The sequence below is a fragment of the Bacillus sp. NPDC060175 genome (genome assembly GCF_042728695.1).
Taxonomy (GTDB): domain Bacteria; phylum Bacillota; class Bacilli; order Bacillales; family Bacillaceae_G; genus Bacillus_A.
On sequence record NZ_JBHWYR010000017.1, the window covers coordinates 36,718 to 51,178 of the forward strand.

Annotated in this window: 20 protein-coding genes and 1 pseudogene; 3 read left to right on the forward strand and 18 right to left on the reverse strand. The window is 33.3% G+C overall.

Annotated features, from left to right (window positions below; genetic code table 11):
- Positions 1-94: 94 nt before the first annotated feature.
- From ACFWDE_RS11230 to ACFWDE_RS11250, 5 genes and pseudogenes are all read right to left on the reverse strand, one after another.
- The gene (locus ACFWDE_RS11230) at positions 95-745 is read right to left on the reverse strand and encodes an ABC-2 transporter permease (protein WP_377892337.1); all 651 of its coding nucleotides are present in this window, start codon (positions 743-745) and stop codon (positions 95-97) included.
- Entirely contained in the window at positions 746-1,597 is an 852-nt protein-coding gene (locus ACFWDE_RS11235) for an ABC transporter ATP-binding protein (RefSeq protein WP_377892340.1), read from the reverse strand.
- An 81-nt stretch (positions 1,598-1,678) separates the two neighbouring features.
- Positions 1,679-2,467 carry a helix-turn-helix domain-containing protein gene (locus tag ACFWDE_RS11240; RefSeq protein ID WP_377892343.1) on the reverse strand — a complete coding sequence of 263 codons (789 nt, stop codon included), beginning with the start codon at positions 2,465-2,467 and terminating at the stop codon, positions 1,679-1,681.
- A gap of 342 nt (positions 2,468-2,809) precedes the next feature.
- Positions 2,810-2,938: pseudogene (locus ACFWDE_RS11245) on the reverse strand (GNAT family N-acetyltransferase); the annotation flags it as partial.
- Positions 2,935-3,138 carry a hypothetical protein gene (locus ACFWDE_RS11250; protein ID WP_377892346.1) on the reverse strand — a complete coding sequence of 68 codons (204 nt, stop codon included), beginning with the start codon at positions 3,136-3,138 and terminating at the stop codon, positions 2,935-2,937. The gene ACFWDE_RS11250 and the pseudogene ACFWDE_RS11245, both read right to left, overlap by 4 nt.
- 152 nt (positions 3,139-3,290) lie before the next feature.
- Here ACFWDE_RS11250 and ACFWDE_RS11255 point away from each other — a divergent pair, with 152 nt between their 5' ends.
- Both ACFWDE_RS11255 and ACFWDE_RS11260 read left to right on the forward strand, forming a co-directional pair.
- Positions 3,291-4,103, forward strand: coding sequence for a GNAT family N-acetyltransferase (locus ACFWDE_RS11255; protein ID WP_377892349.1), 813 nt, complete (start codon positions 3,291-3,293; stop codon positions 4,101-4,103).
- A gap of 324 nt (positions 4,104-4,427) precedes the next feature.
- Positions 4,428-4,631 carry a CsbD family protein gene (locus tag ACFWDE_RS11260; protein ID WP_377892351.1) on the forward strand — a complete coding sequence of 68 codons (204 nt, stop codon included), beginning with the start codon at positions 4,428-4,430 and terminating at the stop codon, positions 4,629-4,631.
- An 87-nt stretch (positions 4,632-4,718) separates the two neighbouring features.
- On the opposite strand, the gene ACFWDE_RS11265 is transcribed toward ACFWDE_RS11260, so the two are convergent.
- The 12 genes from ACFWDE_RS11265 to ACFWDE_RS11320 all read right to left on the reverse strand — a co-directional run bounded on the left by ACFWDE_RS11265 (position 4,719) and on the right by ACFWDE_RS11320 (position 12,986).
- On the reverse strand, positions 4,719-5,705 hold the full coding sequence (locus ACFWDE_RS11265; RefSeq protein WP_377892353.1) for a HoxN/HupN/NixA family nickel/cobalt transporter: 987 nt from the start codon (positions 5,703-5,705) through the stop codon (positions 4,719-4,721).
- A complete protein-coding gene (locus ACFWDE_RS11270) occupies positions 5,692-6,324 on the reverse strand; it encodes an AmiS/UreI family transporter (RefSeq protein ID WP_377892356.1) in 633 nt (210 codons plus the stop codon). The genes ACFWDE_RS11265 and ACFWDE_RS11270 overlap by 14 nt, the downstream gene beginning before the upstream one ends.
- 18 nt (positions 6,325-6,342) lie before the next feature.
- Entirely contained in the window at positions 6,343-7,164 is an 822-nt protein-coding gene (locus ACFWDE_RS11275) for an urease accessory protein UreD (protein ID WP_377892396.1), read from the reverse strand.
- Positions 7,161-7,778 (reverse strand): urease accessory protein UreG, encoded by a 618-nt coding sequence (gene ureG / locus ACFWDE_RS11280; RefSeq protein ID WP_000594929.1) that lies wholly within the window; start codon positions 7,776-7,778, stop codon positions 7,161-7,163. The genes ACFWDE_RS11275 and ureG overlap by 4 nt, the downstream gene beginning before the upstream one ends.
- A 14-nt stretch (positions 7,779-7,792) precedes the next feature.
- Entirely contained in the window at positions 7,793-8,491 is a 699-nt protein-coding gene (locus ACFWDE_RS11285; RefSeq protein ID WP_377892398.1) for an urease accessory protein UreF, read from the reverse strand.
- Positions 8,469-8,924 (reverse strand): urease accessory protein UreE, encoded by a 456-nt coding sequence (locus tag ACFWDE_RS11290; RefSeq protein ID WP_000582803.1) that lies wholly within the window; start codon positions 8,922-8,924, stop codon positions 8,469-8,471. Before ACFWDE_RS11290 ends, ACFWDE_RS11285 begins: the two co-directional genes overlap by 23 nt.
- A gap of 18 nt (positions 8,925-8,942) precedes the next feature.
- Positions 8,943-10,655 (reverse strand): urease subunit alpha, encoded by a 1,713-nt coding sequence (ureC, locus tag ACFWDE_RS11295; protein WP_377892359.1) that lies wholly within the window; start codon positions 10,653-10,655, stop codon positions 8,943-8,945.
- A 1-nt stretch (position 10,656) separates the two neighbouring features.
- Positions 10,657-10,986, reverse strand: a complete 330-nt coding sequence (locus tag ACFWDE_RS11300; RefSeq protein ID WP_377892360.1) for an urease subunit beta — start codon at positions 10,984-10,986, stop codon at positions 10,657-10,659.
- A gap of 14 nt (positions 10,987-11,000) precedes the next feature.
- On the reverse strand, positions 11,001-11,303 hold the full coding sequence (locus tag ACFWDE_RS11305; protein WP_002066603.1) for an urease subunit gamma: 303 nt from the start codon (positions 11,301-11,303) through the stop codon (positions 11,001-11,003).
- 142 nt (positions 11,304-11,445) lie between these two features.
- Positions 11,446-11,697: a DUF2164 domain-containing protein gene (locus ACFWDE_RS11310; RefSeq protein ID WP_002111161.1), complete on the reverse strand. Its 252-nt coding sequence runs from the start codon at positions 11,695-11,697 to the stop codon at positions 11,446-11,448.
- A 17-nt stretch (positions 11,698-11,714) separates the two neighbouring features.
- Positions 11,715-12,167 (reverse strand): peptidoglycan recognition protein family protein, encoded by a 453-nt coding sequence (locus ACFWDE_RS11315; RefSeq protein WP_377892363.1) that lies wholly within the window; start codon positions 12,165-12,167, stop codon positions 11,715-11,717.
- A gap of 15 nt (positions 12,168-12,182) precedes the next feature.
- Positions 12,183-12,986, reverse strand: coding sequence for a protein phosphatase 2C domain-containing protein (locus tag ACFWDE_RS11320; protein ID WP_377892364.1), 804 nt, complete (start codon positions 12,984-12,986; stop codon positions 12,183-12,185).
- Positions 12,987-13,129: 143 nt separating this feature from the next.
- Here ACFWDE_RS11320 and ACFWDE_RS11325 point away from each other — a divergent pair, with 143 nt between their 5' ends.
- Positions 13,130-13,939 carry a YitT family protein gene (locus ACFWDE_RS11325; RefSeq protein ID WP_377892365.1) on the forward strand — a complete coding sequence of 270 codons (810 nt, stop codon included), beginning with the start codon at positions 13,130-13,132 and terminating at the stop codon, positions 13,937-13,939.
- A 20-nt stretch (positions 13,940-13,959) separates the two neighbouring features.
- Here the strand turns inward: ACFWDE_RS11325 and ACFWDE_RS11330 are convergent, their stop codons facing one another.
- Positions 13,960-14,331 (reverse strand): VOC family protein, encoded by a 372-nt coding sequence (locus ACFWDE_RS11330; RefSeq protein ID WP_377892367.1) that lies wholly within the window; start codon positions 14,329-14,331, stop codon positions 13,960-13,962.
- Positions 14,332-14,461: the final 130 nt, after the last annotated feature.

Consider the following 14,461-nt stretch of genomic DNA (forward strand, 5'->3'; position numbering starts at 1 on the left):
TTATAACAGACTTCTACAAAAAATTACGATATTTTTCTGTATTTTCTGAATTATTTCTTTGGAAATAATTCAGAAAATACTAGGAGAAAATCTACTAAAATTCCTTCTTACGATATATAAATACCGAAATAAAAAAAGAAAATATATATATGATAACGCCAAATATTGTATATAGAATTGAAACGTATACAGATGAATTTAAATTTGCTATTGGAAATTGTTCTATTAGATAGCCAATTACACTTTGTAATCCAAAATAAATAACAAGTCCCCCACATGCGCCTCCAATTGTAATAGCATCAGATTTTTCTGCTCCAAAAACATAGAGGAGTGGATAGGCTATTGCTCCGGCATTAAGAATTATGAACGTCCCTAAAGAAACACTCTTAAATATCCCATCATCGATTGGTGTATCTGAAACTAAACCATATACATAAAATATGCCATATGATAATACAGTACCAATAATTACAACTGAAAAATAGAAAAAGTAGTGGCTTTGTACAATATTACTTCTAGTAACCGGTAAAGTAAGCACATACTTTTCATAACCCGACTTACTCTCATATTTAATAACTTCAAGTGCAGGAATCGCAGCAAATAAGATAATGAACGTAGCAATTAAACGGTACATTGAAGCATCACCAAAATAAAACACGAATCCCGCTCCCAATATCGCTATTCCCATGAACATAAAGAAAGTTCGATACACTAGGTAATAGTTTGTCAATAATAAACCTCTCATTTATTTTTCACTCCTCGTTAATAAGACACTCATTTCTTCTATCGAGATGGTTCTATGAGCAATCCCACTTGGTAATTTATGTACATCTGATACGAGTACATTGAAATAAGAACCATGGTTCCTCTTTGCCACAACTATATCTTTGTTGATTAAAGTTAGTTGTTCCACGTCAACATCTACAATGGCGTAACTGTCCAAAACCTTATCTTTTTCTTCATTCAGTAAAATTTCTCCATCTTTTATAATGATAAGGTGGCTAGCTATTTTTTCTACATCACTCATAATATGAGAAGAAAGTAATATACCACCATTACTTTTACTCACAAAACTTTTTAATTCCTCTAACACGCCCTCCCTAGCTGAAGGATCAAGACCTCCCGTCGCTTCATCTAGGATTAATAATTTTGCATTATGCGACAGCGCAATAGCTATAGATAGTTTCATTGACATCCCACGTGAGAATCCACCTACTTTTTCATTGGTAGGTAAAGAGAAAGAATTAACTAATCGATAAAAATTTTCCCTATCCCAAGATTCAAACATCTTTGCAAAAACCTTATTTAGTTGTTTTATTGTAAGATGAGCTGGTAGATTCATTGCGTCAAATACGACTCCTATCTTTTCCTTAATCTTGGCATATTTACTTATATTTTCTTCACCAAATATTTTTACTGTACCGCTATCTTTAGAAATTAATTCTAGTACTGCTTTAAAAGTTGTTGATTTCCCAGCCCCATTATCACCAATGAATCCAACAATTGATCCAGGCGGCACATTGAAGGAAACATCTTTTAAAACAATCTTGTCACCAAATGATTTACTAATATTTTTAATCTCTAAAAGGTTTGACATCATTTCACTCCTATCTGAATAGTTGCAGCTCATTTCTTAATTTTTAATAAAAATATATTACTGAAAATATGTTTTCCTCTATTAAAAATTATCCACCTTTTCTCTCACTTTCTTTTTTAGTTTAAAAATGAATCGATTGCTATATTCTTTATTTTCCACTAAAATTCTGTACGTTTCTAACACGCCTAAAACACTAACAAAAAGATAGAAACCGATCGCAATAAGAACAACACAGTAAGGATAATACTGTACTAACTCTCCTGAAGTGATACGCTTTTTCTCAAACAAAAACGGAATTGCCCCTGCTGCTATGAAACAAAATCCAACAATCACTACTGCAGCATATTTCTTCTTAATAGTCGCATATCTTTTTGTTAATTCTTTTAAAAAGTTTTGATCAAATAATAGTTCTTCCTTTTTTAATACGTTGTATCGACTCTCTTCTATCGTTACAGGTACCATCATTGCTCCAATTCCCAAAACAGCAATAATAATGACAAGAAATGTAGACATTGTTGCATTTTCTTTAAATAATAAATACGGTATTGTCGATAAAATGAGCAAACTAAATCCTAACGCGATATATTTAGATATTTTTTGCCCATACACTACATACCCTTCTGCCATTTCTTTACTTACATAATAACCATGTTCCTTTTCATTACTTTGCTCAGCAGTTTCTTTTAATAAGTAATCAAGAGATACTTCAAATACATTTCCAATCATTATTAGTTTTTCAGTTTCAGGAAACCCTTGACCATTCTCCCATTTACTAACCGCTTGCCTTGTCGTGTTTAATTTCTCAGCTAATGCTTCTTGAGAAAGACCATTTTCCTTTCTTAATTTAAATAGTTTCTCACCAAATCCCATATGTGTGTCCCCCTTTGTTTTCTTAACTAAATTGTAAGCAAACATTCCCACTATCTCTATCTTCCTACGGTTGCATTTTGTCAACTTACAGTTGCGATTATGTTATATATGGTGTTTATATACGATTTAGCTGTCTATCTTGTATGTTTACAGCCTCACTAAAAATCAGCCTCCGCAATAACCAATTATAACAATTAAAGGTAATTATTGTTATAATAAATAAAAAAATCCCCTCTAAACAATTTAAAGGAGATTCTCATATAAAACCTTCTAGTTATTTATATATTGTTCTGGCGATATATAATATCTTTTCGCATCATCTAACACTCGATGAGCAGCCTACACAATATAAGTTGTTAACTTAAGATCCGAAGCATACTCAACTATATGTAAAATATCACTCATATCAATCTTCCTTAATAGAAGACGACTTGTATGCAGAGTTGGATATAGCCACTTCTCAACAATCATAACGGCTTCTGCTTAAACTTTTCATAATTCCGTACCTTTAATGAAAGGATATTCCCGCAATCTGTACAAATATAAGCATCTACTGGTGAAGATGTGAACATCGTTTCCTTTTTCCGTATTTGTGCATAACCGATAAACTCACCTTCTCCTATGTTATGAGAACCGCAATGAGAGCATGTCTGCACGTCTTTCTGTTTCATGAGAGCACCACCTTTAATCTGTTTCCACTCCCTTCGACAGTTCACTTCCATTTCCCTTCCAAAAAACCTCTTATTCTCTTACATTTCAACAGGAATCTCAGAACAAAAATCGTATATGTACTATGAACTATATTAATCGACGGAGGAATCTTATGAGTACTATTATGACATTCAATGCAGCACAAGAAATTGAAAACGCAGAAATAGATATGCTCTCTTCTAGATTAGCGCTACTACAAGCGATGAGCGGAAATCCAATGCAAATACAAATGAAAAAATTCGGGAGTGCTACTGCCTTTTCATCAAAAGTAATTGCTGGTCCTGCTTTTAATACGGTAAAAGGTATTACATATACAAATACAGATGCGATAGATGAAATCATCTCTTATTATGAATCGCTACAAATCCCTTGTCGTTTTGAAATTACACCAGCGCAAGGTACAGATGAACTATTTCAATACTTATCTAAAAAAGGTTTTTATCACTCTAGCTTCCATACCGCTTTATATAGTATACCGAGAGAAGATCCATCCCTTATTCCTTCTAACATTTCAGTACGCCAACTAAAAGAAAATGAATTTGATATTTTTGCAGACATATATGTACGCGGATTTAATATGCCCTCCTTTACAAAGGATGGTGTACGTCAAAATAACGAAGTTCTTTACAATAAACCAGGCTGGTATTTTTTCATAGCTGAAGTTCAAAATATTCCTGCAGGCATTGGTGTACTGTATGTAAATAAAGGTATTGCCTCATTAGCCGCTTCCGCTACTTTACCGGAATTTCAGCGTAAAGGTTGTCATACTGCATTAATTCAAAAACGAATAGAAACAGCTATAGCAACAGACTGTCATTTAATAGTTGGACAAGCTCGATTTGGTAGTAGTAGTCAAAATAATATGGAACGCGCTCATTTGAAAATCGCTTATACAAAATCAATATGGACTGCAAAAGACATGTAATTAACATTCTTTCTCTTTCCATTACAATCTTAAACATTTTATCCCGCATTAACGGGCAGTATGACCCCCAACCCAAAATTCAGCGAAAGCAAAGAAGTTAGGTGGGGGATCAACTGCCCGTAAAAGCCCGATTGGTGAAGGCTAATAATCAGTGGGGGATGAATAAAACCCCCACTAATTAAAGTTTCACTTTATGACAATTCCTTTTCTATCCTATTAATCATTTGAATATTCAAACTAGATTTGTTACGCTGTTACTAGATACATCATTCAACTTGCAATATGAAAAGAGAATTCTAATCAAAATACAAGGAGGAGAAATGTATGACAATGCATGATCATGGTTTAAAAGAAAAAGTAGAAGGTGCCATTGATAAGGTAAAAGGCGAAGTAAAAGAAGTTGTTGGGAAAGTAACGGACAACAAAAAATTACAAGCCGAGGGAAAATGGGATAAAATGAAAGGCACTGCTAAAGATACGGTTGGTAATATAAAAGAAAAAGCACATGAATATAAGGAACATAAATAATAAAAAACACGTTAGATGTATTTTCATCTAACGTGTTTTTTATTTCAGTTTATATACATAATTAACCAAATATCACACGGTATATTTTTATTTCTCTATACTCTTTGTAAGCGGTTCTTTAAATGCATTTCTATTCCACACAGCAAAAACAATAAGAGAAATAATAAAGAATACAACAAGACATATACCCAAATAATCAAAATTAACTACCTGTATGAGATTCCAAAACGGTCCCTGTAAATTATAGCTTTCAATAAGTAAAGATAATAGTTGATAACCCCCTATTAAAAAAGCCGTTATAACAGATATTGAGGTAATTAATACGTTATATGAATTTCTAATTCGACTATTTTCCATTGCCCACTTATAATTCGTATTCATGAATGTACTATCTAATGTATCCATCAACGACATTCCTGCAGCAAACAAAATGGGAAAAGCAAATATACTTACAAGCGGGATAGATTGACTTGTTGCAGTTACTGTAGAAAGAGCAATTAATCCGATTTCACTTGCTGTATCAAAACCAAGACCAAATAAAAAACCGATTATATACAATTGCTTTTGACTATCAATAAACGTAAATAAGCGTTGCGTGAAACGGTATATAAATCCTAAGTTTTCTGGTTGCTTATCCTCTTCGCTTCGTAACACTTTAATAAGATACATCAGATTGGTAAGACCGATAATAATAAGAAATGTACTAGAAACAATTGTGCCGATAATACCGCCTATAGTAGAAAAACTCTCCATTCCATGTTTTGCTGTTTTTCCAATTAAAGCAATTAATATGATCATCACAAATACTACAGTAGAGTGTCCTAATGAGAAGTAAAATCCCACCCCCTGTGAATTTTTACCTTTTTCAATTAATTTCCGAACAGTATTATCAATTGCGACAATATGATCACTATCAAACGCATGACGCAATCCTAAAGAATATGCAATAATAGCCATTCCAATTATGCTATTGCCTTTATACAGTGCAGGTAATAATAAGAGAATTCCAAGCACATGAAGAAATATAATAATAATAAAAAAATTAGTTGCTTTTTTCAGTTCACTTTTCCACATAGTTACTAACCCTTTCTACTTTAGATTGAATACTCTTGAAAAAGAAAAGTGCCATAATAAAAACTACAATCGTTATAATAGTCACTAAAATAATTACAAAATCATTTAACATGCCTGTATGATTTGTAAGTGTTAACAGAGCTGGTATCGTTGCAGTAATCCAAGATTCAATGAAGCAAACAATCCCTACATAAATATGAATCTTCTTTTTCAACCCATCTTGCAGGAAAAATAAAAACCAAAGGAACGCCCAAAAGAACCAAATTATTGTACTTTGTAGACTTCCACTCTCAAGTAATTGATTCACTATTCCCATAACCGTTGCAATAATAGCAACCCAAAGAGAATAGTAACCTACACCTGAAGAATCAAGTTTTAATATATTCGTAAGGCCAACATATAAATAAGTAAAACCAAATAAAAAAATAGTTCCATTAGATAGGATAGTCCACTCATCAGATTGACTTCCTGTAAATAATAAATATAATGGTGTCAAAGTTTGTAATGCCCCTACAAATAAATTGAAGTACCCTACACTTTTGCTATCAATGAGTTTAAAAGCTGCTAGTGCATTCATAAATAGAACTGCACCGACAAACAATAATCCCACATTAGTCATAGTATCCCCTTCTCCTACTTAATATTTTCGATAGGATGTTAATTCTTCATGCAGACAATTCTCTCTAACAAAACGATGACACTGAAAAAATATAGATTCCATATCCTCTGTATTATGACTAAGTATGCGTATGACAAAGCCTTTACATGGCATAGAAGATATTCCAATCTTCATATTGTTAGTGTTAGAAAGCGAAGTTTTCAATGCTGCAATTAAATCATTTGTAATGTTCTCATTAATAACTATGAAAGTACCATAATGGGAATATTGATTTAATATTCCCATTTGATCTAACGACTCTTTGAAAGGGTTTAACAATAGATGATCGTAAACTACAAGTTTGTTTTCCATATATATTTTTGTTAGCGAATCAAAATACTGGTATGTGAACTTCTCCATATTTGGAGACCAACCAGGCGTAACTGAATCGCATAAAATCAATGTAGAATTATTTTGCATATATATATTTGTTTTTTGCTTATATGCTGCATCCTTGTACATAATCAACGGATCTGGTAAATACTCCATAACAGCATTTTCACCAATATAAAAATTCAATTCTTGCAAAGCATAACTATTTGGAGTCTTGTAAACTTTCGTTGCTGATTGGCTTGTTATATATGTTTTCGCATCTTCATGAACATTTATATTTATAGAATAGAAATCTCCTTTTAAAAAACCTCCACCAGAATTCATGATATAATAATATGCTCTACCATAATCGTCCAAATACATTGGCTGCGTTACTTTTAAGGCATCTTTATGATAAACCTTAATAGGTACTGTTTTATGTCTCTTTTCCATCACATCAATGTTTAAGACACCTGTAGGGGCTTTCATTTTTTCAATCCTTCTAACATGATGTTTTGTCGCATCCAATTTATTAATCCCTGTAAGCCTTCCTCATCCTTCAAATTTGTAAAAAAATATGGTTTATTATGTCGGTAATTTTTCGTATCCTGCTCCATAACTCCAAGATCAGCCCCTACATAAGGTGCCAAATCCGTTTTATTAATAACAAATACATCAGATTTGATCATTCCTTGTCCACCTTTACGAGGAATCTTTTCTCCTTGTGCCACATCGATAATATAAATTGAAAAATCCACTAGCTCTGGACTAAATGTGGCAGCTAAATTATCACCCCCACTTTCAATAAAAATAATATCTAAATTACTATGTCTAATCATGAGCTCTTCAATTGCTTCAAAATTCATAGAAGCATCCTCTCGAATTGCTGTATGTGGACACCCTCCTGTCTCTACACCAATAATTCTATCTTCTGGCAAAACACCTGTTTTCAATAAAATCTTTGCATCTTCTTTCGTATAAATATCGTTTGTAATCGCTGCAATTTCATAATCTGTATTTAAATATTTTGTTAACTTTTCAACTAACATTGTTTTCCCAGCACCTACCGGGCCACCAATACCAATTTTAATAGGCTTTATCATTTTATTTTTCCTCCCTATGACATGAAGACTCTTATATTTACATCTTCATGTTGCATTTGATTTATTTCGAATTCAGGATCATTCAATCCAAAATCCTCTAATGAAAGTATTTGAATTCTATCAATAGATTCACAGATCAATTCATGGCATTCTTGTAATAGTTTTTGACCATCTGTTTGTCCAAGAGGAATGGCTCTCACACCATTTTGAATTATGCTTCCAACACTTGAATATAAGAAAACTAAGAGCGTTTCTTCTATTGTCATTTTCAATTCCGCCCCTAATATTCCGTATACGATACTCGGATGACCTTGTAATTTATTACCCATAACATCTTCTTTGTATATATTTAAATTTGCAAATGAGAACAGTTCACACAATAGTTTAGAAGTACTTTTACTAATCATTCTATTTGCTCTTCTACATTCAAAAGGCAATGTTTGTGCTGTTATTAAATCATCTAAAAATGTAATTTGTTTTCCATCATTATTCTTAGTGGCTTCGTAAGTATATTTGCAAATTAAGCCGTCCGTGTGTGTTAATTGCACTTTTACATATCGACTAATCCATTTGAAAAATTCGCCTTTATTTGTAACTTGTCCCTCTTGAATAAATGTTTCTAATCCAAAAGAGTGACTAAAACTTCCTGTTGGGAAGTTCGAATCACTAATTTGGAGTAGGTTAAGTAGGTTAAATATGTTTGTGTGAAGCATGCTTGAACGGTTTGGGTAATACTCTATTTTCTTTTTGATAAGGAACACCTTCCTTTTTGAGTAAATCTTCTACTAAGTAGTCGTTCGCCAAGATCATACACCCTTCATCGAATTGTGCTGGCAAATGTCTATTTCCTAAGTTATGCGCAATAATTCCCATTTCTTTTATTGACGTTGGAGTAATTACAATTACCTCTTCTGGTAACACTTCAATATATACAATACGATGTTCATCTTCATATAAAATATCACCGTTCTTTAATGTTTCTCCATTATCTAAAGACACCCCAATTTCAAAACCAGATTCTGAATATAATTTCTGAACCCTCTTTAGTAAAAGCTCACTAGAAATCAATATTCTATCAAGATGCTTTTTTGTATTTGCAAAATCATTCATATTGCATACGTTGTTATTAATTTTTTCAATAATCATTTTTTCTCCCCCGTTATATCAAAATAAAAAATATCTTTGAGCCATAGGTAATACATCTACTGCTTCACACGTAATAACTTGTCCATCAACTTTAACTTCATATGTCTGCGGATCTACTTCAATTTCTGGTGTTGCATTATTCAGCTTCATATCTTGCTTAGAAATCTCTCTCGTATTTCTAACAGGTAATACAACTTTATTTAAACCTAATTTTTCTTTAATATTATTCTCATAAGCTACTTTAGATACAAATGTAATCGAACTTGACTGTACCGCTTTTCCATATGCACCAAACATCTTTTTTTCATAATATGGTTGTGGTGTGGGGATCGAAGCATTCTCGTCTCCCATTAATGCCATCACTACCATCCCGTTTTTCAAAACCATATCTGGCTTAACACCGAAAAATTGTGGATCCCATATTACAAGGTCTGCATATTTCCCAGCTTCAATAGAGCCGACATATTCTGAAATCCCATGTGTAATAGCTGGATTAATTGTATACTTAGCTATATAGCGTTGAATTCTATTATTATCGTTATACTCTTTATCTCCCTCTAAACTACCAATCTGCTTTTTCATTTTATCGGCGGTTTGCCAATTGCGAATAATAACCTCTCCAACCCTTCCCATCGCCTGCGAGTCAGAGCTAATCATGCTGAAAACCCCTAAATCTTGCAAAATATCCTCTGCCGCAATTGTTTCTTTTCGAATCCTTGAATCCGCAAACATTACATCTTCTGGAATATTTGCTTTTAAATGATGACATACCATGAGCATATCTAAATGTTCATCCAACGTATTTACTGTATATGGCAAGGTCGGGTTCGTTGAAGAAGGTAAAATATTATTCAGTGCAGCAATCTTTATAATATCTGGTGCATGCCCACCACCAGCCCCTTCAGTGTGGTACGTATGAATAACACGATTATCAATAGCCTTTATCGTTTCTTCCACAAAACCACATTCATTTAACGTATCAGTATGAATAGCAACTTGAATATCATATTTATCAGCGATCTGTAACGAGTGATTAATTGCTGAAGAAGTCGCTCCCCAATCTTCATGAATTTTTAATCCAATAGCCCCTGCAAATATTTGTTCTTCCAGGGCAGGTAAACTTGAACTATTTCCTTTCCCTAAAAACCCAAGATTTATAGGAAAAGCTTCTGCTGCTTCTAGCATTTTTCTTAAATTCCAAGATCCAGGTGTTATCGTAGTTGCCTTAGTACCCTCTGCCGGTCCTGTTCCTCCACCAATTAAAGTTGTTATACCTGAAGCTAATGCTGTATCAATTTGTTGTGGGGATATGAAATGCACGTGTGTATCAATACCTCCAGCTGTAACGATTTTCCGCTCACCAGAAATTACTTCCGTTGATGTTCCAATGATGATATCAATATTATCCATAATTGAAGGATTACCACTCTTACCAATTGCTGAAATCTTTCCATCTTTTATACCAATATCCGCTTTATATACTCCTGTATAATCAATAATAATTGCATTGGTAATAACAACATCCACAACACCCTGTTCCCTTGTAAGTTGCGAATTTTGTCCCATACCATCCCTAATTGATTTTCCTCCACCAAAGACAGCTTCATCACCATATACGGTGTAATTCCGAGCAATATGTGCGAATAATTGTGTATCCGCTAAACGAATAGAATCTCCTGTAGTTGGACCATATAAATCAGTATATTGTTTACGTGACATCTTAAAACTCATGCTATCTCCCTCTTTTTTTGTAAGATTGAATATCGCCATCCACTTTATTTTTAAATCCATATACTTCTTGCTTCCCTGAGTATGGAACTAATTCAATCGTTTTTTCATCCCCAGGCTCGAATCTTACCGCTGTACCCGCTGGAATATTTAAATGTTGTCCAATTGCTACACTACGATTGAACTTTAACGCCTCATTCACTTCATAAAAGTGGTAATGAGATCCAATTTGAATCGGTCTATCTCCCTGATTTAACACCTTAACTTTCGTTGCTTTTTTATTTTCATTACATACTATGTCTTCTTTCGCAAGGATATATTGCCCTGGAATCATCTCATTCACTTCCTTTAATGAATTGGTTGATGAATAGTTACTAATTTTGTTCCATCAGGAAAAGTTGCCTCAACTTGAATATCTGATATCATGTCTGCAATACCATCCATAACATCTTCAGCACTTAAAATATTTTTTCCAAGTTCCATTAATTCCGCTACATTTTTACCATCTCTTGCTCCTTCCAAAATTTCATACGTAATAATAGCGATACTTTCTGGATAGTTTAACTTAAGCCCTCTCTCCTTTCGTCGATAAGCTAAATCAGCCGCAACAACTACCAGCATTTTATCAATTTCTCTTGGCGTTAATCTCATTGCACTCTTCCTTTCTGAAGTATTTTAAAACTAAGAATATTCTAAAAATAAAAGGTGTACTTCCAATGTCCTTTCCGTGTTTTCTCCATGTTTTTTTTGCTGCCAATCAAATAAAAAAAAGACTAGAATTTCTAGTCTTTTTTTATTTCCCTTCATTCTTCTCTAACACATATAAATCTTCTTCAATATTTGATAACTTTTCAGTTACAAGTTTTCTTGCATCTCCAATTGCTTGATTGTATGCAAATGGTCCTACTAATTTAATCATTTCCTCTATTAAACGCTCTGCTTGAAAACGTCCAATCTCATCTAAATCTTCTTCAACGAAAAATTGTTGAATTTGTGCTACAAGCTCTTCTTTTTTATCAGTCGGTATTTTTATGTTCATCATCATGAGTTACTCCTCTATATTTAAGATAATACTTTTCTTAACTCTACCATAGAAAAGCGATTTCCTGGACAAGTTTTTGTAACCCCTTCTAACTCCCTATGGCCGAGTATATTCCCTTTCTCTATGGCAAACTGCTTCATAAACATTTTACATAAAGAATATAATGAATTCATTTGTGCAGTAGTTGGATCATATTTATCAAAATTTCCCGTCATACATATTCCAATTGTATTACTATTATTATCTTTCGCATGTGCTCCAATATGTAAACCTCGTCCTTCGACTACAGTTCCATCTTCTTCAATAAAATAATTGTAACCAATCCCGCTCCATCCTCTTACCTTTTGATGAAATTCGTGAGTTTTATACACATCCCAGCCATCTTCTGACGTATGGTGGATAATCAGTTTATTTACTTTTTCTAAAGGAACTAACTCATTTTGAAACGTTAAAATTGCACATTTAATTTCCATATGAACATCCTCCTCTTACAAATCGATCATAATAACTGTTTTATCATCTGGTCTTATTCTATTTTCTCCTTCTAACCTTTCAATGATTGCTACATATTCTTTTATACTATTCTTTCTTATATATGCTACAGTTTGTTCTAACGACCACTCTGGGTGAAACAATCCGTCTGAACAAATAAAAATCCCACTTACTTCAGCTACCTGTAATTCACCATATTGTAAATAATCCATAGCTTCTTTCATCCCATTTGCAACTGAGTAGCCGTTTGGCATATTTGCAAGATAGCGATTGTATTTTAACTGCTCCCGAACATCTTGAAAAACGTGTTCTTCAGGTACAGGTAATCCCTTTTCTCTATCTTCCTCTCTCTTCTTTTTTGCACGTTTACTAATTCCTTGAACCGTATCTTTCGTTAATACTCTCATCGCTCCATTTTGAAGTATTGCAACGACCATACAATCACCTAACTGTGCATATTCAAGTTTTTCGCCTTCTATTTGAACTGCTGCAATACATGTACACCACAGATGGTCTTTTTTTCTCATATCAACCTTGTACTCTAGCATCTTGTTTTGCAATAATTCATTCGCCTTTGCAACTTCATCTTGTAAACTATTGATCTCTCGTAGCGAAGTAAAATGACTTGCAAATAAATGTGAAGCGATGTATGCTCCATTATGTCCTTCTTCATCACAAAATGGAACTAACGGTGTTGCTCCATCGCATACACCGTAAATCATTTTATCTTCATTACAAAAAAATGAATCCTCACACTCTTGTTTTAAAGGACTCTTCTGTTGATAAGTCGTTATCTTCATATCTGTATCCCCTCCCAATTTATCAAACACTCTAACTGTTTAGATTAATCTAATTTTCCAAAATAAACTGTTTTCCCAAAAAACTTTCAATTTCATATATAATCTTGAAATAATATGATTATTTAGTGAAGGACGGGAAAGAGATGGTCAGATTTCTTGGTGTTATTTTTGGTTCTATTATTATCGCAATTGCCTTTAATCTTTTCCTTATCCCCCATAAAATTTTAAGTAGTGGAATTGGCGGAATTGCTATTATTTTAGGGATTGCAACCCCTGTAAACACAGGCATTATTAACTTTGTATTGAACTTACCTATCCTTATTTTAGGATACATAGGTCTTGGAAAAAAAGTAATTTTTAACACAGTTGTCTCTGTAATTGTATTATCTGTTGCACTATACTATATTCCTGTAAAAGTCGTAGCAACAGATCCACTTTTATCATCTGTATTTGGAGGGGTTATCGCCGGAGCTGGTATTGGTCTTGTCTTTAACTGCCATGGTTCAACTGGTGGTTTTGATATTATCGGTATGTTGTTATCTCGCAAGCGAGATATTAAACTTGGTGGATTCCTTATTGCATTAAATACTGTTGTTGTTGTCATTGCAGGATTTTTCTTCACTTGGGATGTTGCCCTTACAAGCTTACTTTCAATTTATGTAACTGGTAAAGTAATTGATGCCGTTCATACAAAACATCGTAAAGTTACACTTATGATTGTAACAAATCAAGCGGAAGAAATGAAAAAAAAGCTTCTTTCAACTGTAGTACGCGGAATTACGTTACTTGATGGTGAAGGTGCTTATTCAAACGAAAAAAAGCGTGTACTTATGACAGTCGTTTCTCTTGAAGAGTTAGCAAGTATGAAACTAACGATTTCCGAAATTGATCCTCATGCATTCGTTAATATTACAGAAACTGTTGAAGTATTAGGATTGTTTAGAAAAGCATAAAAAACTAGGTGAACCTTCACCTAGTTTTTATTTTGCATAAATTCAATTCGATTTCCAAACGGATCTGATACGTAAAATCTAATTACATCTGGTCGTGCATTATCATCTATTACTTCAACATCTTGCTTTATTAACTCTTGTTTAAATTCATCAATTTTTAAAACATAAAAAGCTGGATGCGCTTTTTTAGCTGGATTAAAGTTTTGCTCAACTCCGATATGAATCTCTTGATTTCCACACTTAAACCAACACCCACCACGCTTCTTTAATTCCTCCGGCTTTGGAATTTCCTCCATTCCAATTTTATTACCATAAAATTCTCGCGCTTCTTCTTCACATCCTACGGGCGCAGCTACTTGTACATGATCAATTCCTTGAATATAATTTTTCATATTCCTTCCCCCTCTTCTAGTCTAATCGTATAACGAAAACACATTCATGTAACTTACAGAAAATTAATTAAGCAATATAAGATTCTCTTATTACTACCTTTTATACCTTCCACTAATAATAAAAAAAGAA